This is a genomic window from Amphibacillus xylanus NBRC 15112, assembly GCF_000307165.1.
Lineage (GTDB): Bacteria > Bacillota > Bacilli > Bacillales > Amphibacillaceae > Amphibacillus > Amphibacillus xylanus.
On the sequence record NC_018704.1, the window covers coordinates 735,110 to 760,830 of the forward strand.

The 25,721-nt window shown below is 34.5% G+C and carries 21 protein-coding genes and 2 pseudogenes; 15 read left to right on the forward strand and 8 right to left on the reverse strand.

The features are described 5' to 3' along the window. Positions 1-319 precede the first annotated feature (319 nt). The 6 genes from AXY_RS03715 (at position 320) to ptsG (ending at position 7,902) form a co-directional block, all read left to right on the forward strand. On the forward strand, positions 320-1,516 hold the full coding sequence (locus AXY_RS03715) for a quaternary amine ABC transporter ATP-binding protein (RefSeq protein WP_015009439.1): 1,197 nt from the start codon (positions 320-322) through the stop codon (positions 1,514-1,516). Next, entirely contained in the window at positions 1,509-2,345 is an 837-nt protein-coding gene (locus AXY_RS03720) for an ABC transporter permease (protein ID WP_015009440.1), read from the forward strand. Before AXY_RS03715 ends, AXY_RS03720 begins: the two co-directional genes overlap by 8 nt. 63 nt (positions 2,346-2,408) lie before the next feature. After that, entirely contained in the window at positions 2,409-3,329 is a 921-nt protein-coding gene (locus AXY_RS03725; RefSeq protein ID WP_015009441.1) for a glycine betaine ABC transporter substrate-binding protein, read from the forward strand. Between the two features lie 307 nt (positions 3,330-3,636). Next, positions 3,637-4,692: a 23S rRNA (adenine(2503)-C(2))-methyltransferase RlmN gene (gene rlmN, locus AXY_RS03730; RefSeq protein ID WP_041450253.1), complete on the forward strand. Its 1,056-nt coding sequence runs from the start codon at positions 3,637-3,639 to the stop codon at positions 4,690-4,692. A gap of 183 nt (positions 4,693-4,875) precedes the next feature. Then, on the forward strand, positions 4,876-5,718 hold the full coding sequence (glcT, locus tag AXY_RS03735; protein WP_015009443.1) for a glucose PTS transporter transcription antiterminator GlcT: 843 nt from the start codon (positions 4,876-4,878) through the stop codon (positions 5,716-5,718). Between the two features lie 174 nt (positions 5,719-5,892). Then, on the forward strand, positions 5,893-7,902 hold the full coding sequence (gene ptsG / locus AXY_RS03740) for a glucose-specific PTS transporter subunit IIBC (RefSeq protein ID WP_015009444.1): 2,010 nt from the start codon (positions 5,893-5,895) through the stop codon (positions 7,900-7,902). 101 nt (positions 7,903-8,003) lie between these two features. Here ptsG and AXY_RS13170 read toward each other — a convergent pair. The 5 genes and pseudogenes from AXY_RS13170 to AXY_RS12740 form a co-directional block, all read right to left on the reverse strand. Beyond that, positions 8,004-8,539: pseudogene (locus AXY_RS13170) on the reverse strand (transposase). Then, on the reverse strand, positions 8,508-9,152 hold the full coding sequence (locus tag AXY_RS12225) for a transposase (RefSeq protein WP_015009447.1): 645 nt from the start codon (positions 9,150-9,152) through the stop codon (positions 8,508-8,510). Before AXY_RS12225 ends, AXY_RS13170 begins: the two are co-directional and overlap by 32 nt. Positions 9,153-9,751: 599 nt before the next feature. Then, entirely contained in the window at positions 9,752-10,270 is a 519-nt protein-coding gene (locus AXY_RS03755) for a signal peptidase II (RefSeq protein WP_015009448.1), read from the reverse strand. An 85-nt stretch (positions 10,271-10,355) separates the two neighbouring features. Then, positions 10,356-10,535, reverse strand: coding sequence for a hypothetical protein (locus AXY_RS03760; protein WP_015009449.1), 180 nt, complete (start codon positions 10,533-10,535; stop codon positions 10,356-10,358). A gap of 29 nt (positions 10,536-10,564) precedes the next feature. Next, positions 10,565-10,726 carry a hypothetical protein gene (locus AXY_RS12740; protein ID WP_015009450.1) on the reverse strand — a complete coding sequence of 54 codons (162 nt, stop codon included), beginning with the start codon at positions 10,724-10,726 and terminating at the stop codon, positions 10,565-10,567. A 294-nt stretch (positions 10,727-11,020) separates the two neighbouring features. On the opposite strand from AXY_RS12740, the gene AXY_RS03765 reads away from it, so the two are divergent. Continuing rightward, complete coding sequence (locus AXY_RS03765) at positions 11,021-12,619, forward strand: peptidase domain-containing ABC transporter (RefSeq protein WP_015009451.1); 1,599 nt, start codon at positions 11,021-11,023, stop codon at positions 12,617-12,619. A 142-nt stretch (positions 12,620-12,761) separates the two neighbouring features. Here the strand turns inward: AXY_RS03765 and AXY_RS03770 are convergent, their stop codons facing one another. Genes AXY_RS03770 through AXY_RS12510 form a run of 3 tightly spaced genes read right to left on the reverse strand, consistent with a single transcriptional unit; the run spans position 12,762 to position 13,362 of the window. Next, positions 12,762-12,977, reverse strand: coding sequence for a hypothetical protein (locus tag AXY_RS03770; RefSeq protein WP_041450098.1), 216 nt, complete (start codon positions 12,975-12,977; stop codon positions 12,762-12,764). 17 nt (positions 12,978-12,994) lie between these two features. Continuing rightward, positions 12,995-13,165, reverse strand: coding sequence for a hypothetical protein (locus AXY_RS12745; protein WP_015009452.1), 171 nt, complete (start codon positions 13,163-13,165; stop codon positions 12,995-12,997). A 20-nt stretch (positions 13,166-13,185) separates the two neighbouring features. Continuing rightward, the gene (locus tag AXY_RS12510) at positions 13,186-13,362 is read right to left on the reverse strand and encodes a class IIb bacteriocin, lactobin A/cerein 7B family (protein ID WP_015009453.1); all 177 of its coding nucleotides are present in this window, start codon (positions 13,360-13,362) and stop codon (positions 13,186-13,188) included. Positions 13,363-13,662: 300 nt separating this feature from the next. On the opposite strand from AXY_RS12510, the gene AXY_RS03775 reads away from it, so the two are divergent. The 8 genes and pseudogenes from AXY_RS03775 (at position 13,663) to AXY_RS03805 (ending at position 25,706) form a co-directional block, all read left to right on the forward strand. After that, positions 13,663-15,849 (forward strand): peptidase domain-containing ABC transporter, encoded by a 2,187-nt coding sequence (locus AXY_RS03775; RefSeq protein WP_015009454.1) that lies wholly within the window; start codon positions 13,663-13,665, stop codon positions 15,847-15,849. Continuing rightward, positions 15,846-17,420: an HlyD family efflux transporter periplasmic adaptor subunit gene (locus AXY_RS03780; RefSeq protein WP_015009455.1), complete on the forward strand. Its 1,575-nt coding sequence runs from the start codon at positions 15,846-15,848 to the stop codon at positions 17,418-17,420. The genes AXY_RS03775 and AXY_RS03780 overlap by 4 nt, the downstream gene beginning before the upstream one ends. Positions 17,421-17,689: 269 nt before the next feature. Then, positions 17,690-17,983, forward strand: a pseudogene (locus tag AXY_RS13070) (response regulator); the annotation flags it as partial. Positions 17,984-18,019: 36 nt separating this feature from the next. After that, on the forward strand, positions 18,020-18,301 hold the full coding sequence (locus tag AXY_RS13075) for a response regulator transcription factor (RefSeq protein ID WP_269447592.1): 282 nt from the start codon (positions 18,020-18,022) through the stop codon (positions 18,299-18,301). A 175-nt stretch (positions 18,302-18,476) separates the two neighbouring features. Then, positions 18,477-19,376, forward strand: coding sequence for an ABC transporter ATP-binding protein (locus AXY_RS03790; protein ID WP_015009457.1), 900 nt, complete (start codon positions 18,477-18,479; stop codon positions 19,374-19,376). Further along, a complete protein-coding gene (locus tag AXY_RS03795; protein ID WP_015009458.1) occupies positions 19,369-20,637 on the forward strand; it encodes an ABC transporter permease in 1,269 nt (422 codons plus the stop codon). The genes AXY_RS03790 and AXY_RS03795 overlap by 8 nt, the downstream gene beginning before the upstream one ends. A 916-nt stretch (positions 20,638-21,553) precedes the next feature. Next, the gene (locus tag AXY_RS03800) at positions 21,554-22,789 is read left to right on the forward strand and encodes a metallophosphoesterase family protein (protein ID WP_015009459.1); all 1,236 of its coding nucleotides are present in this window, start codon (positions 21,554-21,556) and stop codon (positions 22,787-22,789) included. Beyond that, positions 22,779-25,706: an AAA family ATPase gene (locus AXY_RS03805; RefSeq protein ID WP_015009460.1), complete on the forward strand. Its 2,928-nt coding sequence runs from the start codon at positions 22,779-22,781 to the stop codon at positions 25,704-25,706. Before AXY_RS03800 ends, AXY_RS03805 begins: the two co-directional genes overlap by 11 nt. Positions 25,707-25,721 lie beyond the last annotated feature (15 nt).

Sequence of the window (25,721 nt, forward strand, 5' to 3'; positions counted from 1 at the left end):
AAACTCATTACATAAAATAACATATATTGAAAACAATTCAATAAATACATACTAATTAGAGCATATCCTTATGAAAATGAGAGGAAAACAGAGCAATTCTAAGAAAACTATCTAAAATGGACAATCAGTATAAACTGACCGTATTATACATACGAAAATAACGAAATTTGTTGTTTGAATGTTACCTGCGATAAAGGTTATAGTAACAAAGTGTCATTTTTATGGATATAGAGATGCCGAACATATTAGTTTCAAAGTAGACAAAAAAATAGTCGGGTCTTTATAGAAGCAGGGCTAAAGCAAGAAGGGGTGGACAAAGTTGCCAATCATAGAGATAAAAAACCTATCTAAAATATTTGGAAAAAATATTAAGCAGTCAATAGAGCTATTAGATCAGGGAAAAAAGAAAGAAGACGTATTAAAAGAAACAGGTGACACAGTAGGCGTAAATCGTGCAAATTTTACAGTTAACCAAGGTGAGATATTTGTCATCATGGGCTTATCTGGTAGTGGAAAATCAACACTTATTCGTTTGATTAATCGATTAATCGAACCGACAGAGGGAAGTGTGAAGGTTAACGGTGAAGATTTAGCAACGATGAACAAAGAAGACTTACGCCGTGTGCGACGTCAAAAGTTAAGTATGGTTTTTCAAAAGTTTGGTTTATTTCCGTTTCGGACTATTTTAGAAAATGCGGTATACGGTTTAGAAGTGCAAGGAATGCCCAAGAAAGAGCGTTTGGAAAAAGCAAAACACGCACTTGAATTAGTTGGATTAGGTAATTACATTGATCAGTATCCAGATCAATTGTCAGGTGGTATGCAACAGCGTGTCGGCTTGGCGCGTGCATTAGCTAATGATCCAGAAGTATTATTAATGGATGAGGCGTTTTCTGCATTAGATCCGCTGATCAGAAAAGATATGCAAGATGAGTTAATTGAATTACAGCAAAAAATGAAAAAAACGATTATATTTATTACTCACGATTTAGATGAGGCGTTGAGACTAGGTGACCGAATTGCATTAATGCGAGATGGATCAATTGTTCAAATCGGGACGCCTGAAGAAATTCTTGTTAATCCAGCAAATGATTATGTTGAGCGATTTGTCCAAGATGTTGATCGTTCAAAAGTATTGGTTGCTGAAAACATCATGAGACGACCTGAAACTATTAATATTGATAAACACGGTCCTCGTGTTGCACTAGAACGGATGAGAGAAGAAGGGTTATCAGGGATATATATCGTAGATAGTAATCGTAATTTACAAGGCTATTTAACTGCTGAGGCTGCTTCACAAGCGATTAAGGATAATATCCGAGATTTATCTGAAGTGATAAATCCAAGTGTACCAACAGTTAATCGTGATAAGCCAATGCAAGAGATATTTGATCTTATTCATGACTCACCCATTCCAATTGCTGTTATCGATAATGGGAAATTGGTTGGTATTATCATTAGAGGTTCTGTGATAGCGGCTTTAGCAAGTGAAGGAGGGGTCGTGAATCATGTTTGATTTTATACCAAAGTTACCAGTAGCAGAGTGGGTCGATAAAATTGTTGAGTGGATTACGAGCACATTCGCATTTATTTTCAATCCGATTAGAGAAGATTTCGGAGATTTTATGTCATGGATTGCAGATTTTCTTGATAATATTCCGGTCGCAATTGTCATACTCGTTGTTGTCGTTGGAGCATTTTTCATTACCGGACGGAAATTTGGTTTAGCAATATTTTCGTTAATTGGTTTATTGTTTGTTTATAATCAAGGATTATGGACTGAATTTATGTCGACATTCACACTTGTTCTGATAGCGAGTCTGCTGTCGATTATCATCGGTGTGCCAATCGGTATCTTAATGTCGAAAAGTCGTACAGTTGAAGCAATTATGTTGCCTACATTAGACTTTATGCAAACAATGCCGGCTTTCGTTTATTTAATTCCAGCAGTTGTATTCTTTAGTATCGGTATGGTACCAGGAGTGTTTGCATCATTAATCTTTGCAACACCACCGACTGTAAGATTTACCAATTTAGCTATTCGCCAAGTTTCAACAGAATTAATTGAAGCGGCTGAAGCATTTGGTAGTACTGGTTTTCAACGTTTATTTAAAGTTGAATTACCAATGGCTAAGACAACAATTATGGCAGGAATTAACCAAACGGTTATGTTGTCACTATCTATGGTTGTCATTGCTTCAATGATTGGAGCACCAGGATTAGGTCGACCAGTTATATCAGCACTTCAACGTGCACAAGCAGGTCCAGGGTTTGTTGCTGGTGTATCAATTGTAATTTTAGCGATTATAATGGACCGCTTCACACAAAGTTTTTATAAGAAATAAGTTTGAAATTAAAGAAATACTTCCATTGAGGAAGATTAAATAGATAATAGGGGAGACGATTTAATGTTTAAATTTACATGGAAAAAAACAAGTTTAGCTTTAGTTCTAGTATTATCACTATTTTTAGCTGCATGTGGTAGTAATGGGGATAACGATGCGAATGATACAGCAACAGGTGATCAAGCAGCAAATGGTAATCTTGGAGAAACAGAATTAGAATTAGTTTATGTTGAATGGGATACAGAGGTTGCATCAACACATGTTATTGCACACGTTCTAGAAGAACAAGGTTACGATGTTGAGAAAACACCAATTGATAATGCAATTATGTGGGAAGCTGTTGCAACTGGTGATGCAGATGGTATGGTAGCAGCATGGTTACCAGCAACACATGGTGCACTTTATGAACAGTACCATGATAAAATGGAACACTTAGGTGCTAATTTAGAAGGTGCAAAAATTGGTCTTGTCTTACCTGCATATATGGAAGATGTGAATTCAATTACTGATTTAAATGATTTTACTGATGAGTTTGGCGGTTCAATTACAGCGATTGAACCAGGCGCTGGTGTAGTTCAAGCAGCTGAGCAAGCACTTGAAGATTATAACTTAGAAGGCTGGACTGTTGATACATCATCAAGTGGTGCAATGGCAACAGCATTAAGACAAGCATATAATAATGAAGAGCCAATTGTTGTGACAGGTTGGTCACCACACTGGAAATTTGCCGAGTTTGATCTAAAATATTTAGAAGATGAAAAAAATACATTCGGTGATGCTGAAACAATCGATACAATGGTACGCTTTGGACTTAAAGAGGATAGTCCTTTAGCTTATGAAATTTTAGATAATTTCAATTGGAGCTCTGAAGATATGGAAACAGTAATGTTAGAAATTTCTCAAGGTTCATCTCCAGAAGATGCTGCTTCAGCTTGGGTTGAAGCAAACCGTGACAAAGTAAACGAATGGATTCCAGCTGAATAATAGTAAGTTTGGTTTTATGGTGTTGTTACGTCGATTGACGTGACAACGCCATTTTTAATTAAAACATTTCTATCAACTATTTGGGGAAGATTGGATCATACATATTAGCAATAACGAAAGAAAATACATTAACAATTGATTTTTTATGCTATAATAACTATTTGTGAGGTTGTTCCATTCAGTCACGTATGCTTAGCTGATGAGGACTGATTTAGGAGCATTTTTTTATGGAGATTTTTTAGTAGTTTAGAATGAGCATATTCAAATAAAACTGGTTTGATTTTTAGTAAGGAGCATATAAATGGAAATGAAAAAATCGATTTACGATTTAACACAAGCACAATTAACAGCTTGGTTTATTGAACAAGGACAGCAGAAGTTTCGAGCAAAACAAGTTTGGGATTGGCTCTACGTTAAACGTGTAGATAGCTTTGACCAAATGACAAATTTAAATAAACAAACACGCGAATTACTCAATAGTCATTTTACACTTCATAAATTAACAGAAGAAATTAGACAAGTATCAAAAGATGGTACGATGAAATTATTATTCAAACTGACAGATGGTAACCTAATTGAGACGGTATTGATGCGTTTTCCATACGGTCTATCAGTCTGCGTGACTACACAGGTAGGCTGTAATATTGGCTGTACATTTTGTGCAAGTGGTTTACTAAAGAAAAACCGCGACTTAACAAGTGGTGAAATTGTTGAGCAAATTGTTCGGATCCAAAAATTATTAGACGAGCAAGGTAAAGGTGAAAAGGTTAGTCATATCGTTGTGATGGGAATTGGTGAACCATTTGACAACTACGACAATACGATGAACTTTTTAAGAACGGTAAATGATCCAGATGGTTTAGCAATTGGAGCGAGACATATAACTGTTTCAACGAGTGGCTTAGCTCATAAAATTAGAGCATTTGCAGATGAGCAGTTACAGGTGAATTTAGCAGTTTCTCTTCATGCGCCTAACAATGAGTTACGGACAAGCATTATGAAGATTAATCGAGCTTTCCCAATCGAGAAGTTAATGGATGCGATCGATTACTATTTAGAAAAAACAAATCGCCGTGTCACATTTGAGTATATTTTATTAAAAGGTGTCAATGATCAAAAAGAGCATGCACTTCAGCTGGTTAACTTATTAAAGGATAAGCGCCATTTATCATATGTGAACTTGATTCCATACAACCCTGTTGAAGAACATAATCAATACGAACGAAGTGAAAAACAAACGATTGTAGACTTTTACGAAGTTCTATTAAAGCAAGGCATTAACTGCGGTGTCCGCGTCGAGCAAGGCTCTGACATTGATGCAGCTTGTGGTCAATTGAGAAGTAAGCAAATGAAGAAAAAATAATTTATAAAAATCACCTCAATGTATATGTGGGGTGATTTTTTTATGAAAGTATCTTGAAGTAAATGGTTGTTATGGTGCTAGATTGTAATTGATGAAAAATATGAGTTAAACAATTTACTTGTTTATTTAGAGTAAAACGGCTAGGATAATAATAATATTTATCCAGTAGGTGGAGGAAACAAAATGGAGAAAGAAATAAGAGTTAAGCAGGCTCTTAATAATAATGTAGTTATTGCAAAGGGACCGTTACTAGAAGAGGTTGTACTAATTGGTAAAGGAATCGGCTTTAATCGAAAAAAAGGTGATACAATCAGCGTTTCAGAAGCAGAAAAAACTTTTGTTTTAACAGATAAAATAGAAATTGAACAATATCAAACACTTATTAAACATCAAGATCCAGCACTGATTGAGTTCTTAAATGATATTATTTTCTACATTGAAGCACAGATGGATAGGCCACTAAACGAGCATATTCACATAGCTTTGACAGATCACTTGAGTTTCGCGATTAAACGTGCTGATTCAAAGATTCAGTTTAGTAACCCATTTTTATTTGAAATCAAATCACTTTATCCTAAAGAATATAAAGTTGCTCAAAATATAGTTAAACAAATAAAAGAGGAATTAGGGGTTGAGTTTCCTGAAGGGGAGACGGGCTTTATTGCGCTTCATATTCATAGTGCAATTACAGATCGGAAGATTCGAGATTTAAATCGTCACCATGAACTAATAGCTTTAATGGTGGAATTGATAGAGGAAAATTTAAACATAACAATAAATAAAGATGATGTTAATTACAATCGCTTGCTGCAACATTTACATCGAGCAATTGATCGTGTTAATCAGGACAATCTACTTGGTAAAGAAGAATACTTAAAAAATGTCTTGAAAACGACATATCCGATATGCTATAATCTAGCCTGGAAGTTAGTTAAAGTTATGCAGAAGCAGTTAAATAAACCTATAAGTGAGTCAGAAGTTTTATATTTGACGATTCATTTACGAAGGCTTACGAATAAAATATAAACGTGTTACTGATTCGATCAGGCATGAGTGAATTTGCATTTGAAATATAGATTTTCTATATTCTTGATGCATGCTCACTCATGCCTTTTTTATTTATTAAGATTAAATGATTTTCGAATTAATATAACTAAGCTCGATATTTAATTGCGTCACAAATATTAGGAGGAAAGAAAGATGTCAAATATTTTTGGTACATTACAAAAGATTGGTAAGTCACTTATGTTACCAGTAGCGTTACTACCAGCTGCAGGTATATTACTTGCGTTTGGTGCAAGCTTTTCACAGGAAACTTGGGTTGAACAATTTCCATGGTTTGGAAATGAAGGTGTTCAGCTCATATTAGAGATTATGAACCAAGCAGGTGGAATTATTTTTGATAATTTACCGTTACTCTTCGCTGTAGGTGTTGCAATTGGTTTATCAAGAGGTGACGGTGTTGCAGGACTTGCTGCAATTATTGGTTTTTTAATTATGAATGTGACAATGGGTGTATTCGCAGGTGTAACACCTGAAATGACTTTAGAACCTGCTTATACACAAATACTCGGTATTAATACTTTACAAACAGGTGTATTTGGAGGAATTATTGTTGGGGTCTTGGCTTCATATTTATTTAATAAATATTTTAAAATTGAATTGCCTGCCTTTTTAGGTTTCTTTGCAGGGAAGCGCTTTGTTCCAATTATTACAGCATTTTCATCATTACTTTTAGGTATAGTGATGGTTTATATTTGGCCATACGCTCAAGACGCTTTAAATTCGTTATCACATTTAATGCTTGATACAAACCGTACAATTTCAACTTTTGTTTTTGGAGTAATCGAGCGTTCGCTCATTCCATTTGGTTTACATCATATTTTCTATTCACCATTCTGGTATGAGTTTGGCGAATATGTGTCACAAGCAGGTGAGGTTGTTCGTGGCGACCAAGCCATTTTCTTCTCACAATTAAAAGACGGTGTAAACTTTACTGCAGGTAACTTCATGACAGGTAAGTTTCCATTTATGATGTTTGGTTTACCAGCTGCTGCTTTAGCGATCTATCATAAAGCACGTCCAGAAAAGAAAAAGGTTGTGGGCGGTTTAATGCTATCAGCTGCATTAACATCATTCTTAACAGGGATTACAGAACCACTAGAGTTCTCATTCTTATTTGTTGCGCCAATTTTATTCGGTATTCACGCTATTTTCGCAGGTTTATCATTTATGTCGATGTATTTGCTTGACGTTAAAATTGGGATGACTTTCTCTGGCGGATTAATTGATTTTATGCTATTTGGTGTATTACCTAACCGTACTGACTGGTGGTGGGTAATCATTATTGGTTTAATCTTTAGTGTTATCTACTATTTTGGTTTCCGTTTCGCGATTACGAAATTTAATTTATTAACACCAGGTCGAGAAGTTGAAGAAGATAAAGCTGAACAAGGAAGTAGTAAAGATGACCGCCCATTTGAAATTCTTCATGCATTAGGCGGAGAAAATAACATTACAAATTTGGATGCATGTATTACACGTTTACGTATTAGTGTTAAAGATATTAAGGAAGTTAACAAAGCACGACTTAAGGAGTTAGGTGCAAGTGGGGTCATGGAAGTCGGTAATAATATTCAAGCAATATATGGACCGGTATCAGATACAATCCGTGGTCAAATCCAAGATATTATCGATGGCAAAACACCAAGCCCAATTGATGAAAGTAAACAAACAGCAAAAACAGATGTCAATGTTGATACACTAGATCTTGTTAGCCCAATGACTGGTGAATTAATGCCAATTACCGAAGTACCAGATCAAGTTTTTTCACAAAAAATGATGGGTGATGGTTTTGCAATCAATCCAACAGTTGGCGAAGTAATCAGTCCTGTTGATGGTAAGATTTTAAACATTTTCCCGACAAAACACGCAATAGGTATTGAATCAGATAATGGATTAGAAGTTCTGATCCACATTGGAATTGACACAGTAAAATTAGAAGGTAAAGGTTTCACTCAGGTATTAGAAGAAGGTCAAACAGTTAAAAAAGGTGATGTGATTATCAAGATGGACCTTGATTATATCCGTGAACACGCGACATCTACGATTACACCTGTGATTTTCACCAATTTGGAAGAAGGTCAATCAGTTAACGTTTCAACAGGTAAGATTGATAAAGGTCAATCCGACTTTGCAAAATTAAGTTAAGATCTTTACAGTACTTTCTGTTTTAAGATATATCCTGCATTATTCATAACTTGATTTTTTATAAGTGTTTCTCCTATTAATTTGCTAAAAACGAATGATAGTCAGGGAAATTTATTTTTTATGACTAAATAAGTTTGGATGCCAGTTAAATTTTCACTTAAAATTGCCCTTGTTTTGACATTATGCTTAAAAATGGGCACACTTATCCCTCGGGATGAGTTCGGTTTTTTAAATGATGGATGGCTATTGATTGGGTCACTCAATAAGTGGTATGCCTTGAATTTTTTCAGGGCGAACCAAAATTGTTTTTTATAAAGACAACTGCTACATAGTTTGAAGGTCGTATAACGGGCTGTATTGATTACTTTACCTGCTATTTTAATCAGCTTAATTCTAACAGTTGCTACGGTGCTGTTATTCATGCTTTTGGTAAGCAGAGTCGGCGAAACCAATTCGCAAAATTGTAGGCGAGTAAGGCAATTTGTAGCTTTGTCGCATTTGTGTAAAAGTTAGGACTGCTTAATCGATTGAACGCAAAGCCACTTTTTCCTTCTTTAATGAAATTCTCCATCGTCCCACGGTTTTGATAAAATTTGACGATGTTTTTAGGGAGGTAGCTTAAGTTCGTGACAATTATTGGATTTCAGGCGAATGGCGTACTTGAGCTCATGTTCTTCGCATAATTCATACAGGGCAGGGACAGCGAATCCACTATCACCCCTGACAGCGATAGTTGCACTTGGATTTATTTTTTTATATTCCTTGATCACAGGACCAACAAAGCTAACGACATTGCGAGACGTATAAACATTACCTGCACGAAGAGCTGCTTTGATGCAATCACCCGTTAAGCCATCAAATAATACGAGTGGATGGTAACCGTTTGTTTGATAATGGGCATTGTAGTCTGTGCCATATTGATGACCACAGGTCGTGAAAATTGCCGAATCCAAATCAAAAACAAAATGCTCACTCGGCTGAATCGTTTGAATTCGCCGATTTAATTTTTGATTAACCTGTTGGAGTTGCTTCATCGTTTCTTGATCAAATTTTTGATTTAGGCGTGACAGCGTCGGTTGTGAAGCTAATCGTCTCTTATCCAGAATCGTGGTAAACATCGGTTCATATTTTAATTCATCCGCATGGTCATCTGTGTGATAACCGGAAAGCTGAGCCCGACCATTCAGCCACCGGCGAAGCGAACCCTTGACAAACCGAACTAGACAGCGATTTATACTAGTAAAAGTCAAGGGCTATTTGTCATGCCTACTTTTGTTCCCTTCGCCCTTGACACCCCACAGGTAAATCGTTGTCGTGTTTGTCAAGGGCGATGGCGGTTATTTTTCTCCTTCAAAATAGATGAGAGTTTTTATTATCGGGTAGTTTTCATAGAACTTTTTACACTACCCAGCTTACTTTCCGTAAATACTTATTTTTCTAGGTGACTAATTAAAGAAACTTACGATTATTTAAAGTGATTAACTAAAAATTGAAATCAAGACAATTGTTTATCCTGTCTTTTATAAATAAACACCAACAATATAGTAGTAAGCAATGGTGATAATAAAAGTCCATTTACCTCGGTGAACTTAAAATACCCCATTTTTGATAAAACCCTCATTACTAGTATATTAATGGTAAAAAGGGAAATGAAAAGAACTACAATCTTTAATATATTTACTAATGATTTCATTTTATCCTCCTAATCTATCTTGCAAAAGTATACTAATATGAATATTTTACTACATAATGAATAATAAATCCTGAGCCATTACGTGGTCATGTAAAAATGGTTTTCCGTTATGCGAAGCGAGATCTGGTACTAGAATATTAATCTATCGATTAAAGATCAGTTATCAGTATTACTATTTAATTTGAATAATTGTTTTACTTTATTAAAATCATCTTTGATAGATCCCGATGTATCGGCATTTTTAACTAAATAGATTACTAAATAAACAAAACCTGTATATAAATAAATATCTTTGAGATCACAAATCCATCTACTAATTAATAGATAATCCAGACTGCCTCCTAAAAGTAACTTATCGGTTATAGAACAAATCGCTCCAGAAATAAATAGAATAAAGATGAATGTAACGTGTCTATCAACACCAAAAACCCTTTTTATCCGGAAGTACAGAAGAACGAGAATTAATAATAGGACGCTATTTAGAATAGTTAATGTAGTTGTATTTATACCTAAATTAAAAGTAGAATTAAATATAGACATTTGATCTTGGTTAATATAGGGGGTAAATCCTAAATAATCATTAAAAAATGTAACATTTAAATCCATAAAATTAAAATATATAATTGTTTTAATAACCATATCAGTTATAACTAAAGCAAGGATAAAAAACAACATTTTAAAACCTCCTAGTGTATCATAATATCATCAGCTTTATGTAATTACACCTCACTTCAAAAAGTGAGGTGTATAATTCTAACTTTTAACGAAATATTTTATTATACAAATTTTTAGCTGGTGTCCAAATATATGGATGAACCACATTCCTACCAAAACTTTTCCCAATCTCATAGGGATTAAGTTGACGTACTAATTCATTAATGTCAACCGTAATCTTCCCCCCATTAATTTCGTACAATTCACTTGAACTTAATTCTTTCATGTTTGATTTCTCCTTCATTTAATAAATAATTATCTTCCTTGATCTTTTTTGGCACAACCTTCCATAGAACCTATTAGAAATAAACCAAGAGCTGCTAATGCTATTATACCAGCTGCAGAAAGCCCCCCATTGATGTTAAGGGTCTCATCACTATCTAGCTCTGAAAAACCTACAGATGACAGATTATTCATATTTATCACCTCCAAGAATTATATCAATTATTTATTAGGACATAGCTACTAAATGTGTGCACCCATTGTTCACTTACCTAAATATCGATGAGTTAATTTGTACAAGATACTTATTTTTTTATTAACGCATTAAGTATATAATGAATTGATAATTTACAACAACGACAAATGTTGGCGGTTAACCGCCAGTAATTGTCGTTTATTTTATTCCGTAACTATATTAGAATTTTACTGCATGTGAAAATCAAGATTACGAACCTAGTTAATGAAATAATTATGGAGGTTTTTTATGTTATGTTCAAAAAATACCACTGCATCAAACAACAAGACATCACTGACTGTGGTGCAGCTTGTTTGGCTACAATATCTAAACAATACGGTTTGAAATTACCAATATCTAAAATACGTGAAGTTGCAGGAACTGATAAACAAGGGACAAGTGCATACGGTTTAATAAAGGCCGCTGAAAAACTAAGTTTTACTGCAAAGGGTGTCAAAGGTAATCAAGAAGCTTTTTTTGGAGAATTCCCTTTACCAGCAATTGCGCATATTGTCGTTGATGGGTCATTGCAACATTATGTTGTGATTCATCGGATTACAAAAGATGAGATATTAATTGCTGATCCAGCCAAAGGCTTAGTTAAACAAACACCAGAAGAATTCTTTCAAATGTGGACAGGCGTATTGATATTAATGGTTCCGACTCCACAATTTGAAAAAGGTGATGAGACGAAGGGGTTGTTCCAACGTTTCTTCGGTCTATTAAAACCACAAAAGAAATTGATTACACATATCTTTTTTGCATCAATTCTATACACAATACTAGGAATCTTAGGTGCTTTTTATTTTAAATTGTTAATAGATGATATTTTGCCTTATGGTTTAAGTAAGACCTTACATATTATATCGATTGGAATTATTCTTTTATACACTTTACAAGTTATTCTCAATTTATTTCGATCGCAGTTATTACTCTATTTAGGCCAAAAATTAGACATTAGCTTAATGCTCGGATACTATCATCACGTCTTATCTTTACCGATGAACTTTTTTGGGACGAGAAAAGTAGGAGAGATTATCTCTCGATTTAACGATGCGTCTAAAGTTAGGGATGCAATGTCAAGTGCGACGCTAACAGTTATGATTGATGTTTTAATGGTCATTGTTGGTGGTGTTATATTGTATATGCAAAGTGGCTTTTTATTTGGTGTTGCAACGATCTTAGTTCCTATTTATGCATTGATTGTCTGGCTTTTTCAAAAACCCTATGACCGGACCAATCGAAAAGAGATGGAGGAAAATGCCCAACTCACATCATACTTAGTGGAATCGATTAATGGGATTGAAACGGTGAAAGCTTATAATGCAGAAAGAAAAGCAAATTTAGAAACAGAAACACGTTTTATCAAATTTATTAAAACGATCTTTAAACATGGCACAATGAGTAACACGCAAGGTTCATTAAATTCTTTTGTTGAATTAGTTGGTGGTGTAGTCATTCTTTGGGTCGGTGTCTATCAAGTCATTCAAGGGAAATTATCTGTTGGTCAGTTAATCACGTTTAACGCATTACTTGCTTATTTCCTTGATCCGATTAGAAATTTGATTAATTTACAACCAACTTTATTAACAGCTGTTGTTGCATCTGACCGATTGGGAGATATTTTAGACTTGGAGCCAGAGAAGTCACCAGATGAAGATCGGAAAATAAATCCTGAGTCATTACGTGGCCAAATCGAAGTGAAAAATCTAGATTTTCGCTATGGAACAAGAGATTGGGTTTTGAAAGAGATTAATCTATCAATTAAACAGGGAGAGAAGGTTGCCTTAGTTGGAGAAAGTGGTTCTGGAAAAACAACATTATCAAAACTAATGATAAATTTATTTGTTTAAGATACTGAATAGCTCAGGTCAACTTTAAATTATGGCGATTAAGTGAAAAGGGAATCCAGTATCAACTGAATTCCTTTTTCTTTTTAGCTGAGTTTTATCCCAACGTAATGATATTGAAATTTCACTTTAAGGTAATATGATATTAATTAGAATTGTGCTTGCTTGAATTTTTATTTCTAAATTTGTTTATAGAAATGAGCAATATAAACGCTATAGTAGTTGCAGAAAAAGCTACATTTGAAACGTTATTATACTCAGCACCTAAAAATCGGAATATACTCACTACTATTATTGAACCTAGGTAAAGTGCAAGAAACAATGTAGAATACTTTAAAATTTTAAAAACTAAATCTTTCATATGGAAAGAAATCCTCCTTAAAACAATGAACCAAGATATTCCAACCCTTTTTTTAAGCTGTAAGTCACTCCACCTACAACTACAGCAGACCCAACAAAATATCCAGCGGCCATTAAGACACCAAGCACACTTCCACCTTCTATACTGGACAATTCAATCTTAGATAATTCATTGAATTTGGAATCCATGATACATACCTCCTTTTAAATTAGTTTGCTGCTGCACCAGCAGCAATTCCGACGGCCGCTCCAGCCGCAAGACAATGACCGACTGTAACTTTCACTCCCCAAATAACAAATAAAGTAGGTCCAAAAAAGCCTCCATCAACAACTTCCAATTCATTTTTTGACAATTCAGTAAATCTGTTGTTTAAAGCTAGTTCCATTCTAATAACACCTCCGTATGATGATTTTGAGACATTTATATTAAGGTATAGTTACTTAAATGTGTGCACCGATTTGTTCACTACCCCAAATATCATTTAGTTAATTTGTATAAAACAATCAAATTTTTATTATGAAACAAGTATATAATGTATTGCTAATTTATAGCAACGACAAATATTGGCGGTTAACCGCCAGTAATTGTCGTTTATTTTATTCCGTAACTATATTAGAATTTTACTACATATGAAAGTCAAAATTACGAACCTATTAATGAAATAATTATGGAGGTTTTTTATGTTATGTTTAAAAAATACCACTGCATCAAACAACAAGACATCACTGACTGTGGTGCAGCTTGTTTGGCCACAATATCAAAACAATATGGTTTAAAATTACCGATATCTAAGATACGTGAAGTTGCGGGAACCGATAAACAAGGGACAAATGCGTATGGTGTAATCAAGGCCGCTGAAAAATTGGGTTTCACTGCAAAAGGTGTAAAAGGTGATCAAGAAGCTTTTTTCGGAGAGTTTCCCTTACCAGCAATCGCGCATGTTGTCGTTGATGGGTCGTTGTTACATTATGTTGTGATTCATCGGATCACAAAAGATGAAGTATTAATTGCTGATCCAGCAAAAGGTTTAATAAAACAAACACCAGAAGAATTTTTTCAAATCTGGACAGGTGTACTTATACTAATGGTTCCGACGCCACAATTTGAAAAAGGTGACGAAACAAAGGGGTTATTTCAACGTTTCTTTGGCCTATTAAAACCACAAAAAAAATTGATTATACATATCTTTTTTGCATCTATTTTATATACAGTACTAGGAATCCTAGGTGCTTTTTATTTTAAATTGTTAATAGATGATATTTTGCCTTATGGTTTGAGTAAGACCTTACATATTATATCAATTGGAATTATTCTTTTATACACTTTACAAGTTATTCTCAATTTATTTCGATCACAGTTATTACTCTATTTAGGACAAAAATTAGATATTAGCTTAATGCTCGGATACTATCATCACGTCTTATCTTTACCGATGAACTTTTTTGGGACGAGAAAAGTAGGAGAGATTATCTCTCGATTTAACGATGCGTCTAAAGTTAGGGATGCAATGTCAAGTGCGACGCTAACGGTTATGATTGATGTTTTAATGGTCATTGTCGGTGGCGTTATATTGTATATGCAAAGTGGCTTTTTATTTGGTGTTGCAACGATCTTAGTCCCTATTTATGCATTGATTGTTTGGTTATATCAAAAGCCATATGATCGAATCAATCGAAAAGAGATGGAGGAAAATGCTCAGCTGACATCATATTTAGTGGAATCGATTAATGGGATTGAAACGGTAAAAGCTTACAATGCAGAAAGAAAAGCAAATTTAGAAACAGAAACGCGTTTTATCAAATTTATTAAAACGATCTTTAAACATGGCACAATGAGTAACACGCAAGGTTCATTAAATTCTTTTGTTGAATTAGTCGGTGGTGTAGTCATTCTTTGGGTCGGTGCCTATCAAGTGATTCAAGGGAATTTATCTGTTGGGCAGTTAATCACGTTTAACGCATTGCTTGCTTATTTCCTTGATCCGATTAGAAACTTGATTAATTTACAACCAACCTTATTAACAGCTGTTGTTGCATCTGATCGATTAGGAGATATTTTAGACTTGGAGCCAGAGAAGTCACCAGATGAAGATCGGAAGATAAATCCTGAGTCATTACGTGGCCAAATCGAAGTGAAAAATCTAGATTTTCGCTACGGAACTCGTGATTGGGTTTTGAAAGAGATTAATCTATCAATTAAACAGGGGGAAAAAGTTGCCTTAGTTGGAGAAAGTGGGTCTGGAAAAACAACGTTAGCAAAATTAATGATGAATTTTTACCCTTTAGAAAAAGGGGACATTCTCATCAGCGATTATAACATTCAAGATATAAATCGCGATGTTTTACGAGAAAAAATTGCCTACATTCCACAAGATACATTTTTCTTTAGTGGCACGATCCGAGAAAATTTAACGTTAGGTGTAGAAGATACGATTGAATTTGAAGAAATTGTTCATGCTTGTAAACATGCAAGAGCCCATGAGTTTATTAATGAATTGCCTTTACGTTATGACACGATGCTTGAAGAAGATGCTTCGAATTTATCTGGTGGGCAGAGGCAACGGTTAGCAATTGCACGTGCCATTTTAAAAAATCCAGACGTTTTAATCATGGATGAGGCAACGAGTAATCTGGATTCAACAACTGAGAAAGTTATTTCTGAGACAATTCAGGAGATTAGTGGTGAGATTACGACGATCATTATTGCTCACAGATTAAGCACAATTATGAAATGTGACACGATACTAGTAATGGATAAAGGCAGAATTATAGAAACAGGATCGCATACAGATTTAATGAAACAAAAAGGTAAGTACTATAATTTGTGGAAAGATCAACTTCCGCCTATTGAAAAAGTTGGTGAAGCACAATGAGAGAAGAATTTAAAAATATAAATGAGATGAGCGATAGTAGAGAATTATTAGAATCAAAACCAAACCCAATCATGCCTTTATTTATCTATTTACTAATTACTATAATTGTGATTACTGGTATTTGGACTTATTTTGGTGAAATAGATGAGGTAATTAAGGCAAGTGGCGTGATTCGTCCAGATGAAGCGATTAGTACAGTTCGTAATGAAGTGGCTAGTCAAGTAGAAGACATTTATTTTGAAGAAGGAAAATTAGTCAAACAAGGAGATATTCTTTTCACATTAAAACAAAGTGATCAACAACTGCAACAATCACTATTAGAAGACCGATTAAATCAAGCAACTGATCAAGTTAGTCATTTAAAAGTCTTGAAGGAAAGTATAAGAGAAGAGGAAGATCTATTTACTGAAGAGTCTAAGCAAGGTCAAGCTTATGAACGATATAAAGCATATCAAACTAACTTAGCACTAATGGAGCAAGAGCATGAAGGATCAACACTAGAAGTTAGTCGAGCCTTAGATGATCAAAACCTTCAAAACCAACAGTGGCAAAGACAAAAGAATAATCTTGAAAAGAAAATTGATCAATTGGAAAAGTTAAAGGAAGCAATTGAGAAACAAAAAAACTTATTTACTGAAAGAGATGTCCCTTATTATAATCGCTATATTGATATTCAATTGACGGTGGATCAAATGGAAAATGCGATTAAAGAAGCAGAAAAATATTATGAATCAATTAAAAGTCATCAAGTACCAGATGAAGAATCCGAGGAAGATGCAATAGTGACCCCAGAAACAACTGATCCTAAAGATCAGATAGACAATGCTGAGCAGTTGGTTACAGAGTCTAAGTTAAAGCTAGAACAATATATGAATCAACAATTACTACAAATTAATAGTGAAATTGACCAAGAAAAGATTCAGCTAAATGAACTTAAACATACGCTAAGTATGACAAAAGATTATACCGAAGTTGTTGATTATAATCGTGAAAACTATTTAGCTACAGTGGAGAATTTTAAATCAGACGTCCTACTACAAGTTAATGCAGATATTGAGTCAATGGAGCAACAAGTTGAACAATTAGAAAAAGAATTAATATTGCTTGAAGATCAGATGAAGAGTTATATTGTTACAGCACCGATAGATGGAAAAGTGAATATACGCACGAATATTTCTAAAGGTGATTATTTGCAAGCTGGTACAGAAGTATTAACGATCGTACCGCAAACAAAAGAATCGACATTTACTGTTCAACTATCGATTTTGAATCAAGATATCGCAAACACTGCGGTCGGTGATCAGGTGAAATTAAGAATTCATTCTTTACCTTATCAAGAATATGGACAGTTAGAAGGAGAAATAACTAGAATTAGTACGGATGCAATTAACGATCCAGAAACAGGACTAAGCTATTATTTAGCGGAGGCAGTAATCGATCAGGATGAATTGGTGAGTTATAAAGGTGTACCTGGACATATAAAAGTAGGGATGACAACTGATGCACACATCGTAAGTGAATCAAAGAAGATACTACACTTTTTATTAGAGAAAATTGATTTAAGAGATTGAGTTTATCCACTTGTGAAATACTGTTAAGAAACATCCCCTTAAAGTTGACAAATTAAATTGTTAACTCTAAGGGGATTTTTTTATAAAAGTATCTATATGTAATTAAAATGGTAAAAAAATTAAATACATTTTTTATCTTATGTAAATATACATTAAAACTTTATAATTGCCTATTATTATGATAAAATAAGGTAAATATAGCATAATTCAACTGATATTTTACATTTATGAGTTTATTTAAAAGGGGAATGTAAAATGATAAACATGAACTCGTTGGTGAAGGGATTAAAAATTTTTTATCTAGTGAACCAAAGTTCAATGTTGAGTTAATGGCTTGTAGTGAAAAGGCTTATAAAGTTATTTCTAAAAATAAGTATGAAGTCTACATTTTTTATTTAAAGATGCCTAAAATGAACGGGTTAGAATTAGCCGAAAATGTTTTAGCTTATGAACCCAATGCGAAAGTAATTATATTAACAGATAGTGAAATTACAGGCTGCTTTAATAATTTTGTTGATCTAGGCATATCTGGTTTTATTAGTAAATCTTATTCAAAGGATCAATTAATTCGATCAGTTTGGAGTGCTATAGAGGGTCAAGTGACCATTCCGATTGACCTTTTTACTCAATTGAGACTTTCGGAATATGAAGTTGAACTAGAAAATGGTCAAAAAGTTATACTTACAGAAAAGGAACAAGAAATACTAGTAGAAGTATCTAAAGGATTGACAAATGAAGAAACTGCAGAGAACGTATATATGAGTAAAAGAACTTTAGAAAGGAACTTAACAAATATTTACAAAAAATTACAGGTAGCATCTAGGGAGGAAGCTCTTGTTAAAGCATTTGAGTTGGGTTTAATTCCAGATGTCATTATTTAAAGATTAAGCTTTATAAAATCTTAATCAGGAAGGGTAACTACAAAATTAAAACTAGTTGTTTAAACCCCTAAAGTACGATAAACTAAAAATGTGAATTATTGTCTGAATAATATGTTAATTCTAAATTGATAGAGCTTGATTTTACTCAAGCAATAAAGGGAAAAGGAGTTAAACCATGTCATTAAAAATAGAACAGGTAACCAAGCGTTTTGGTAATTTTACTGCAGTTGACAACCTGACATTAGAGATTCCAGAAAAGCAAATTTTTGGTTTTCTCGGATCAAACGGTGCAGGTAAAACGACCACTTTCAGAATGATACTTGGTTTAATAGATGCAACTGAAGGTAAAATTACTTGGCAAGGTGAACCTATTAATTACGAAAGAACGGATCAGATCGGGTATTTACCTGAAGAGCGTGGCTTGTATCCAAAATTATCGGTTCGGGATCAAATTGTCTATTTAGCTAGATTAAGAGGGATGGACAAAAAAGATGCGGTTGTGGAATTAGAGAAATGGTTGGAACGATTTGAAGTCCCACAAAATATTGATAAAAAAGTTCAGGAGTTATCAAAGGGGAACCAGCAAAAAATCCAATTTATTTCTGCCGTTATTCATCAACCGAAACTATTAATCTTGGATGAGCCATTTAGTGGTCTTGATCCTGTTAATATTGAAATGATGAAGGATGCAGTTATTGATCTAAAAGAAAGCGGTACATCAATTGTCTTTTCATCACACCAGATGAATACTGTCGAGGAGCTTTGTGAATCGTTATGTATTATCCAAGAAGGTAAACAGATTATTCATGGAAGTTTAATAGATGTTAAGCGCTCATTTGGTAAGAAGAATGTTTATATTCATGCTGATTTTGATCTAACATTCTTAAAGGATCTCCCTGGTGTTGTGAGCCAAAGAATTACTCCAGAAGGTTGCAAGCTACAAATTGAAAGTGAAGATATTTCTCAGTCAGTTCTGGAAGCAGTTAAAAACAAAGGTTTTGTTCGTCGTTTTGCATTAGAAGAACCTTCTTTAAATGATATCTTCATTGAGAAAGTAGGTAAATCATATGGCTAAGTTTTGGATTGTACTCTCTCATACGTATATGTCTCGTTTTAAATCAAAGTCATTTATTATCACAACAGCAATCTTTGTACTCTTTTTCGTTGGGATGGGTAACATTGATCGGATTATTGGCTTGTTTGATAATGATGATGTTCTTGATCAAGTTGCTGTTATAGATGAAACAGGTGGAATTTACACTAGTTTAATTGAGCAATATGAACAGATTGACGCAAATTTTGAGTTTGTTGAATATGAAGGCACTTTGGCTGATGCTGAGGAAGATATTTTATCAGGAGCAATCAAAGGCTTGCTGCATATTAAGCCTGATCCAGATAATTATTTTGTAGTAGAGTATCATACTGATCAGCTTATTAACCAGTCGATACAATATCAGCTGACAAACGATTTGCAACAACTGAAAAACGCATATGCAATAGCTGATCAAGGAATTGATTATGCTATGCTCGAGGAAATCTATCAACCTATTAAATTTGAGACGGTTGCGGTTGAACTTGCAGATGGCACAACAGCTCGAACTGCTGAAGAAATTGGTGCTGCTCAAGGTTTAGTTTATGTCATGCTGTTTATTTTATATTTTGCAGTCCTCCAGTACGGGAATATGATCGCAATGGATATTGCTAATGAAAAATCATCACGAGTAATGGAAATTCTAATTTCAAGCTCATCACCGATTAGTCAAATGTTTGCTAAGATTATCGGAATCTCGTTATTAGGTTTAACACAGATTAGTATTTTCTTAGTTAGTGGCTATCTCATTATTGAGAGTAGAGCCGAAGACATGAACGGAGAATTTTTCGAGGTGTTTGGTTTTGCAGATGTTCCTATTTCGACTTATGTGTACGCTGTTGTATTCTTTATTCTTGGCTACTTTTTATATGCAACATTGTCTGCGATGCTGGGTTCACTCGTGACAAGAATGGAAGATGTCGGTCAGATTATGCTACCAGTCACATTGATGATCGTCGTTGCATTTATGATTTCAATGTTTGGCCTCAATATGCCTGAATCAAGCCTAGTAACTGTCACATCATACATTCCATTTTTATCACCGCTCGTTATGTTTTTAAGAGTCGGTTTACTAGATGTTCCAATCTGGGAAATTGGTTTAAGCATAGGTCTGTTAGTATTAACAACAATTATCCTCGCTGTAATCGGTGCAAGAGTATACCGTGGCGGTGTATTGATGTACGGAAGAAGTGCATCCTTAAAAGACTTTAAACGCGCACTACAATTATCAAAAAAAGATCGCTAATATATAGCCCGGGCACAATAAGCTGTGCTCGGGTTTTTATATATTTATTAGATTTTGAAGAAGACAGGGTGTATCTTTAACATTTGGTGTGAAAAATGATTTAAACGTTGAAGATTGGGAGTAAATCATTAACCATTGTCACGGAAACTGCTCTAAACGTTGAAGATAGAGTGCGAATCGTTAACGTTTGTCATGAAAATGGCACCAAATGTTGAAGATAGGGTGCGAATCCTTAACGTTTGTCATGCAAACCGCTTCAAACGTTGAAGATAACGCCCAAATCATTAACCTTTGTCACGGAAACTGCTCTAAACGTTGAAGATAGAGTGCGAATCGTTAACGTTTGTCATGCAAACCGCTCAAAATGTTGAAGATACGGCGCAAATCGTTAATGTTTGTCATGAATATGGCACCAAACGTTGAAGATACGGCGCAAATCGTTAATGTTTGTCATGAAAATGGCACCAAACGTTGAAGATAGGGTGCGAATCGTTAACTTTTGACATGCAAACTGCTCCAAACGTTGAAGATAAAGCGTAAATCATTAACTTTTATCATAAAAACTGCTCCAAATGTTAATGATAAGGCAAAAATCTTTAACGTTTTGTCTAAGAAACACTCCAAATGTTTAAGATAAAGCAAAAATCCTAAACATTTAACCTAAACCCCCCTAAACTTTAGAAAAATCATACATTCTATTAATCAAAATACGCAATCTTCTAAAATAATAATCAAAAAATATTTCCCAACCACATCGAACGTGCATTCGCACTAATAGTTTGGTAAAATTATATTAATAGAATTTTTTAGTTAAGATTAAGTCTATGAATATGTTCCCTAAATTAATCATCAAGCTGTGGCGACACTATTAATTATAATGTTGATCCTTAAAATATAAGGATTGGGAGGAGGAGCTATGCTAGAAAATATTAAATTTATTCATGCTGCCGATTTGCACTTAGATAGTCCGTTTAAAGGGATGAGTACTTTACCTAGTTCACTTTATCAAGAGTTAAAATCGAGTACGTTTTCAGCTTTAGACAATCTTGTCAAACTTGCGATTGATGAAGCAGTTGATTTTGTTTTAATAGTTGGGGATCTTTTTGATCAATCATTAAGAAGTGTTTATGCTGAGATGCAGTTTCTACTAGCTTGTGAAAAATTAGCTGAAGCTAATATTCCGGTATATTTAAGTTATGGTAACCACGACTATTTAAATGCGAAAACTCGTACGCTGAAATATCCAGATAACCTTCATGTCTTTGATTCTGATCAAGTTGAATGTAAAATTTTTAACAAAAACGGCCATCCGCTCGTTGCGATTCATGGCTTTAGCTATTTAGAACAAGCAGTACTAAGTAATAAAGCATTAGAATTTCAACCGATTGAGGGAGTCCCATATCAAATTGGCATGCTTCACGGGAGTACGGGACAAGCAGATGAGCATGACAATTATGCGCCATTTCAATTAAGTGATTTACGTGCAAAAAAAATTGATTATTGGGCGTTAGGACATATTCACAAACGAGCTATTTTAGGAACGGATCCCGCGATTGTCTATCCTGGTAATACGCAAGGCCGATCAAGTAAGGAATTAGGAGAAAAGGGATGTTATTTAGTTGAGCTTGATCAAACTGAAACAAAGCTAACTTTTGTACCGTTACAATTCATTCGATTTGAAAATGTTACGGTTGATTTAAAAGACTGTGATGATCTTGATCAGGTTTATCAGCTCATCAACGATAAACTGAATCAATTTGGACAGAAGAAAATTATTGTTTATTTAAACTTAATTAACGCATCACAGCAAATGATCAAACACTACCACCAAGGTGATTTAAAGGACTTAATTGATGTATTTAATGAACAACAAGCTGATATGCGGAATTGGATTTGGATCCAGTCTTATAAAGTAGAACAAGAAAAAGAAGCAATCGAAAATCTACTTAAAACACGTGACCCATTTATAAAGCAGTTGTTAAAGCAATTTGATCAAGTTGATTGGAATGCCACAGCAAAAGATTTGTGGCAGCATCGCCAGGCGAAGCGATTTTTACCAGAACTGACTGATGACGAGAAAAAAGAAATCATTGAAGCGGCTAAAGAGCTTGCCCTCTATCAATTGATTGGGGTGAATCAAAATGAAAATTAAACAACTACATATATACGGATTTGGAAAATGGCAAGATCAAAAGTGGGACTTTAATGACCAGCAATTATCAGTTATTGCAGGTGAAAATGAAGCCGGTAAATCAACGATACGTGCATTTATTTTATTTATGCTTTTTGGTCTACCACCCCAACAACGAAAACGATACCTGCCGAAGCGTGGTGGCCAATTAGGTGGACGAATGATCATTCAAGGATCAGATGGTCAAGATTACACAATTGAGCGTGTTGATAATCGATCGAACGCTGAAGCGATTTGTTATGATCAACATGGACAAAAACTTGCTCCTGACTGGTTAACTGAGGAGTTAAATGGAGTTGATCGCACGCTTTATAATCAGATCTTCAATTTTGATGTGTTTGCCTTACAGGTGGAGGGGGGGTTTTCCAAGGAACAGTTAGGAGAAATCTTATTAAGCATCGGGATGACTGGCTCAGATCGAATTTACCAAACGGAAAAACAACTCAATAAATCATTAGATGACCAATTTAAAAAGGGTGGTTCAAAACCAAGGCTTAATCAATTGATTAAGCAACTTACTGAGCAAGAAAAAGAATTAAAACAGTTAGAAGATACCGTCGAGGCTTATCAAGCACACCAAGAAAAAAGCCAAGCATATCAAGCTGAGATGAAGGCAATTAGGTTAGAAATTGGCAGGCTAAAAAATGAATTGAACCTCTTAGTTGAACAACAGCGTGTTTATCCTGCAATTGAAACATACCATTTAAATAAGCAAGAGCTGCTAGAGTATCCTGAACAGATTGATTTTCCTGAGCAAGGTGAAGAACGATATAAGCGGTTGAAAGAAACACTTCAACCACTCCAAGCAGATGTTGAAGTAATTAAAAGACAATTAACTGAATTAAAATCAGATCATGATGAGCTTGTCGAACATCTTTATCCAAAGCAAATCATTAATCAGATTGAAAAGCGTCTTAACCAAGCTAGAGAATATCAGGCACTAGTTCAAGAAAAATATCAAATTGAACGACAAATTAAAGAAAAAAATCAGTCGATCTCTACACAACTTAATGAACTTCAGCTTAATTTAACAGAGGCTGATTTAGAAGATTTGCCGTTAAACTACACAACAGAACAGACTTGGCAGGATTTAGCTGAGCAAGCTGTTCAAAATAAACAAAAATTATCAGAGAATAAATCATTACTTGAAACATTGATAAACCAAAAAAGCTCGTTAACCACAGAGCGCGAGCTGCTTGAAACTAAAACACTATCAGCGCGTGAAAAGGAAATGACTGAGCAAGAATTAGAGCAAATTAATCAGCGACTATATCAACCAAAGCAAACTGATCATCCATTAATAAAGCAATATAACACGCAACGAATCTTTAATATCGTAATGATCAGTATACTACTACTCAGCATCATCTTACTTCTATCAAGTAAACACAGCTTGTTAAATAGTATACTAACAGGTGCACTTCTAATTGTCGGTGGAATTTTTATTTGGCAACAAATGAAATTACGGAAAAAATCGCTACACATGCTCAACACACAGACAGAAGAAGCGACAGCTGAATGGCATGATCGACGGATTTTATTAATGGAAAAACTCACCTCTCATGATCATCATCGTGATCAATTGTTGCTTGCGTCTAACAAGTTAAAAGAGGTTGATGACCAATACCATGTTGTAAAAGAGCAGCTAGTAACACTAGAGCTTGAGGAAGCGAGACTGACACAATTAATAAACGAAGAGAAAAGCAAGTTTTCATTCCTACAAAGCTTGTCAGTTCAATTTTGGCCAGATTTAGCTGGTCGTTTAAGAGACATTATTGACCTTATGCATCAGCGTGATCAATTAAAAGCCACACTTACCGATTTAAAAGAGCAGCTTAATCAATTTGAAGTGGAAACAATAGAGCAATTTGGTCAGCTCATTAAGGCTGATAAAACTGATTTTCAAAGTTATTTAGATCAGCTTAAGGATTTGCTGTTCCAACAGCAGACGCTACTCGACAGGAAAGATAAATTGGAAAGCCGCTTAACAACTATGTATGATGAGCAAAAGCAGGCTGAAGCAAAAACGATTCCATATCAAAAAGAATTGGACGAGTTATTAGCATTAGCAAAGGTCAACTCGGAAGAAGATTTTATTAAAAAAGCAAAACTTTATCAGCAGTGGCATGAGCTAAAAGAAACACAGCAAGAAATGGTTCGCCAAATAAAAGTGCACTTACCAGATGATTTAGTTGGCTCCATTTTAGCAGGTGGTTACTTAACAAAAACCGAACTGAACGCTAAGATTCAGTCGAATGAAGCTGAATTACGAGCACTTGATCATCAATTAAATGATTTAATCAAAAAAGACGCCGATCTACAAGCGATTTTAAACACGCTAGCACATTCAAAGGCATCGCTTGAATTAAAGCATGCGTTTCATTTAACGAGGGATAAATTGATTGAAGGGGCTAAAGAATGGCTGATCAATCAATTGGCTTTAATGCAAATCGAGAGGACAAAAACGATCTTCCAAACATCTTATTTGCCAGTAGTTTTAGAAAAAGCTTCCGCATTTTTTATGCAATTGACAAAAGGACGATATATGAATATTGATTTTGATCTAGATCATACGCAATTATTTTTACTAGCTTCAGATCAGCAAACATACCAGCTTGAGGAGTTATCACAAGGGACGATGGACCAATTATTTGTCTCGATTAGATTAGGAATCAGTAGTTGGTTAGCTGAGCATATTCAGTTACCATTCTTAATTGATGATGGGTTTGTTCATTTTGACCAGCAACGAAAGCAGGAAATGGAGCGTATTTTAGAAGGACTTAGTGATGTCCATCAAATTATATATTTCACGAAAGATATACCAACAAATGAACAATTGCGTGATAAAGTAGAAGATAGAGTGATCATTTTAAGCTAAAAAATTTAGACTTAC

Bases quoted from the DNA above. Each gene is read 5' to 3' on its own strand.
- AXY_RS03780 (WP_015009455.1), top strand. From the start codon at position 15,846: ATGAGAGAAGAATTTAAAAATATAAATGAGATGAGCGATAGTAGAGAA.
- AXY_RS03765 (WP_015009451.1), top strand. From the start codon at position 11,021: ATGTTCAAAAAATACCACTGCATCAAACAACAAGACATCACTGACTGT.
- AXY_RS03725 (WP_015009441.1), top strand. From the start codon at position 2,409: ATGTTTAAATTTACATGGAAAAAAACAAGTTTAGCTTTAGTTCTAGTA.
- AXY_RS03720 (WP_015009440.1), top strand. From the start codon at position 1,509: ATGTTTGATTTTATACCAAAGTTACCAGTAGCAGAGTGGGTCGATAAA.
- AXY_RS12745 (WP_015009452.1), bottom strand. From the start codon at position 13,165: ATGGATTCCAAATTCAATGAATTATCTAAGATTGAATTGTCCAGTATA.
- ptsG (WP_015009444.1), top strand. From the start codon at position 5,893: ATGTCAAATATTTTTGGTACATTACAAAAGATTGGTAAGTCACTTATG.
- AXY_RS03795 (WP_015009458.1), top strand. From the start codon at position 19,369: ATGGCTAAGTTTTGGATTGTACTCTCTCATACGTATATGTCTCGTTTT.
- AXY_RS03755 (WP_015009448.1), bottom strand. From the start codon at position 10,270: ATGTTGTTTTTTATCCTTGCTTTAGTTATAACTGATATGGTTATTAAA.
- AXY_RS03800 (WP_015009459.1), top strand. From the start codon at position 21,554: ATGCTAGAAAATATTAAATTTATTCATGCTGCCGATTTGCACTTAGAT.
- rlmN (WP_041450253.1), top strand. From the start codon at position 3,637: ATGAAAAAATCGATTTACGATTTAACACAAGCACAATTAACAGCTTGG.
- AXY_RS03805 (WP_015009460.1), top strand. From the start codon at position 22,779: ATGAAAATTAAACAACTACATATATACGGATTTGGAAAATGGCAAGAT.
- glcT (WP_015009443.1), top strand. From the start codon at position 4,876: ATGGAGAAAGAAATAAGAGTTAAGCAGGCTCTTAATAATAATGTAGTT.
- AXY_RS12510 (WP_015009453.1), bottom strand. From the start codon at position 13,362: ATGGAACTAGCTTTAAACAACAGATTTACTGAATTGTCAAAAAATGAA.
- AXY_RS03775 (WP_015009454.1), top strand. From the start codon at position 13,663: ATGTTTAAAAAATACCACTGCATCAAACAACAAGACATCACTGACTGT.
- AXY_RS03760 (WP_015009449.1), bottom strand. From the start codon at position 10,535: ATGAAAGAATTAAGTTCAAGTGAATTGTACGAAATTAATGGGGGGAAG.
- AXY_RS12740 (WP_015009450.1), bottom strand. From the start codon at position 10,726: ATGAATAATCTGTCATCTGTAGGTTTTTCAGAGCTAGATAGTGATGAG.
- AXY_RS03790 (WP_015009457.1), top strand. From the start codon at position 18,477: ATGTCATTAAAAATAGAACAGGTAACCAAGCGTTTTGGTAATTTTACT.
- AXY_RS03770 (WP_041450098.1), bottom strand. From the start codon at position 12,977: ATGAAAGATTTAGTTTTTAAAATTTTAAAGTATTCTACATTGTTTCTT.